Genomic DNA, 2,682 nt, shown 5'->3' on the forward strand with positions numbered 1-2,682 from the left:
CGAGTGGACGCCACGCAGGTGGATGGTACTGTTCTAGGGGGATTTGGGCAACTCACAAGCCAGTTGACCCACCTCATCCGCCTCGCACAAAGACAGCAGCAGCGAATCGGCCCCGTCGGGCAGAAGCAGCCGCTGTCCCTCGTCGCGCCGGTAGAGGCCCAGTCGCAGTTCGTAGCGGCCCGGGGCCAGCGCCGGCAGGGGGAGCAAGTGGCGTTGCAGAAAACGATCGCCCGGCCATAAGGTAGCGGCGGCAGCGTCCAGTCCGTCGGCCTGGCTGACGAGCGCGCCGCTCTCGTCCAGAAGGTGGACGAAGATCGCCAGTTCACCCTCAAGCGACTCAGCGCTGTCCTCCGCGTCTACATACCACCAGGTTATTAGCTGCAAGGGCAGGGCGGCCGGCGCCGGTTCCGGCTCGCCGGCCATGGCCACGCCACGCAGTGATAGCGCGACCCCGACCGCGTCGCCGAAATCCGCATCCAGTGGTTGAAGCGTCGCAGCCGGCTCCGGGGGCAGAACGTAAACGGTAAACGACGGCGCAGCGGTGCTGCGATAAATCGGTTCGTCGGCGACTCCCGCGGCGGCGGCTAGTTCGGCAGCCAGCGGCGCGTACTCGGGCACGTAGAGGCGCGGCGAGACCACGCCGGCGGGCCAGACCACCGCGCCCGGTACTTCCGCGCCGGTCTGCACCCAACGCGCCCTGACATCCATACCCAGGCCGCGCCGCAAGGTATCCGCGTCAATGGGGTCAAAGAAGCTATCGGCGACGACGGGCGCGGTCTCGCCGTCCGTCTCCTTCCAGTAGCGGCCGATGTCGCGGATCGCTGCCTGATAACGAAGCCGCACTTCCAGCTCGCGCGGCCAGCGATAGAAGCCGTCTCGCGCCGTGCCGTAAGCGTTCAGGCCGAGCAGGAGAACCAGTGTCCCGCCCAGAACCGCCCAACGCGGCCGGGAGTTCGGCCAGCGGGCGCGGGCGCGTTGCCACAGCGCCGCCACAACCAGACCGGGCAGGAGGTAAACCACCGGCAGCGCGCCGACCAGCCGCACGGTGCTCGGCGCATCGGGCGAAAGGGCGCTGGGCAGCAGCGCCACCGCCAGCCAGATGGGCAACAACGCATAGACCGGACGACGCCAGCGCCACAGCGCGATAAGCAGCCCCCCGTAGAAGAGAAGGGACGTCAGCGGGTCGAACAGGGCGCGATCCGGCAGGCTATACGTCCAGCGCGGATCGCCCGTGAAGCTAAAGACACCCAGAGTGGCGGCTGTCATGTCGAGCGCCGGCCCCGGATCGCCGGCCCGCAGCACCGTCAGCGGGCCTTCCAGTTGTTGCAGGCGCTGCTCCAACTCGGGATTGGCGCGCAAGGTCAGGCCCAGGGGTAAATAGACGAGAAGGGCCACGACCAGGATAAGCGAAGCGTAAACAATCTGGCCGCGCAGGAAAGCGCTCCCGGCCGGCTGGCGGCTTCTGTCGCCCATCACCCCCAGGACGTATCGCAGGCCGAAGTAGAGGAGCAGCAAGGCGGGAATGGCGGGGACGACGCGCGCGGCGGTGTAGCTGTAGAGCGACAGGCCGAACAGCATGCCCGCCAGCGCGGCCGACATCAGCCCGCGACGGCCGAGCGCCCGGTCGCGCAGCGGCCAGAACCAGACCGCGGCGACCAGCAGTACCGGCTCCAGGATGGGTCGGATGCCGATGCGACTGAAGATGACCGGCCACCAACTGACGGCCAGACCTAACCCGGCGACAAGCGCGGCCGTCGCGCCGTAATCGCGCCTCGCCCAGCGCATGGTTATCGCGACCAGCAATAGCCCCAGGTAAACGGAGGGCAGGCGGGCGGCCAGAAGGTTATCGCCATAGAGCGCCCCAAACGGTGCGGCCAGGTAGGCGTAGAGCGATTCCTGGCCGTAACCATGATGGAAGAAGAGCGCGTTCTCCCCATTGCGGACAAACAGCGCGATGTCAGCGGCAAGCACTTCATCCTGATGTAAGCCGGGCGGAACTTCGTCGAGAGCCACCATGCGAAACAGGGCAGCGATCAGCAGGGTCAGGGTCGCCAGCAGCAGCCAGCGCGCTTGGCCCGCCCGCCACTCGACCCGCCGCGGAGACAGTTGGGATCGATCAGCGGACGTCATAGATCAGGATGGAGTAGCCGATACGGTCATCCGGCTCGCGGTCGCGGAACCAGGCGTAGACGCGCTTCTCCTCGACCCGCAGCGGCAGTTCCCACAGGCTGCCGGCGCTGATGGCGTAGACGCCCGGAGCCGGTTGCGCCGGGTCAAAAGGCACGTCCCACCACAGGCGGAAGAACTGATCGCGGCCGACGCCGGGCAGCGGTTCGTAGGCCAGGCCGTAGTAGTCGGGGGCGGCCGAGCCGAACCAGCCGAGACGAACCGAGGATACACCGCGCTTATCCATCCAGGTCTGTAAGCGCAGCAGGTCTTGTCCCCAATCGACGTTGCTATCGGTCAGGACGCGGTAGCCGTTGGCCGGGCCGCCGGCCAGTGGATTGAAGTAGCTCAAGTAATGGGGATGTATCCACAGGGCGACGGCGATCAGGACAGCCACCCCGGCGGCGGTCACGTGCGTCGGACTGAACCGGCCGGCCGAAAGACGATGGGGCCGCACCCGCCGCAACTCGGGCGCGGCCAGACCGCCAGCCAGCACCAGCAGGTAGGGCAGCGCCG

At 67.6% G+C, this 2,682-nt stretch carries 1 protein-coding gene and 1 pseudogene; both read right to left on the reverse strand.

Features of this window, described 5'->3' with window-relative positions; genetic code table 11:
* Window positions 1-33: 33 nt before the first annotated feature.
* A complete protein-coding gene (locus ACE3UY_RS02970) occupies window positions 34-2,130 on the reverse strand; it encodes an ArnT family glycosyltransferase (RefSeq protein ID WP_374686064.1) in 2,097 nt (698 codons plus the stop codon).
* Window positions 2,117-2,682, reverse strand: a pseudogene (locus tag ACE3UY_RS02975) (hypothetical protein); the annotation flags it as partial. The pseudogene ACE3UY_RS02975 and the gene ACE3UY_RS02970, both read right to left, overlap by 14 nt.

The organism is Promineifilum sp. (SeqCode) (assembly GCF_041918635.1).
Lineage (GTDB): Bacteria > Chloroflexota > Anaerolineae > Promineifilales > Promineifilaceae > Promineifilum.